This window comes from Stutzerimonas nosocomialis (assembly GCF_005876855.1).
Classification (GTDB): Bacteria; Pseudomonadota; Gammaproteobacteria; order Pseudomonadales; family Pseudomonadaceae; genus Stutzerimonas; species Stutzerimonas nosocomialis.
Genome location: NZ_QLAE01000085.1, coordinates 1 through 555, shown reverse-complemented (window position 1 = coordinate 555; position 555 = coordinate 1). Strand labels below are relative to the sequence as shown.

The 555-nt window shown below is 67.9% G+C and carries 1 protein-coding gene; it reads right to left on the bottom strand.

Annotation, left to right across the window (positions count from 1 at the left end):
* Positions 1 to 126: 126 nt before the first annotated feature.
* The coding region (locus tag DN824_RS22435) for a DUF1206 domain-containing protein (protein WP_138410515.1) at positions 127 to 555 on the bottom strand (429 nt) is incomplete at its 5' end.

Genomic DNA, 555 nt, shown 5'->3' with positions numbered 1-555 from the left:
CGGCTATTCGCGGTCAATACCGCTCCCACGGATTTCCCCCCGATCCCCGGAACCGTGGAAGCGGTCGGGGACGCCTGGTCTCGACCGCGAGCTTTTACACGCCAGGCTGGCGCCGCGATGGGGCAGTTAGCCGGTGACCTCGGACAGGTCGATCCGGCGCCAGAGGGCCTGGGCGAAGCTATAAAGGGCGAAGGCCAGCAGGCCCAGGCCGATCGCGCCGAGCAACAGCCAGCCGAGCGGCAGACCCTGTAGCGCCTGGAGCGCGTCCTTCAGCCCGGGCGGGTCCGTGGGCTCGTAGCGGTTCCCCCCTACCAGCAACAGCGCGCAGATGATCAGGAAGACGCTGCCCCGCGCGACCAACCCGATCCGCGCCACGGGCATGATCAGGCGCATCTTGCGCTCGTCGCACTGGAAGTAGCGCTCGAAGCTGCCGCGCCAGGCCTTGATCAGGTGAGCGACCCCGACACCCAGCGGGATCAGCGCCAGCAGGTAGATCACCCGGTTGGAGTTGCGCCATCCCAGAAAGCTCGACAGGAAGTCCCCATTGCCCCCGCC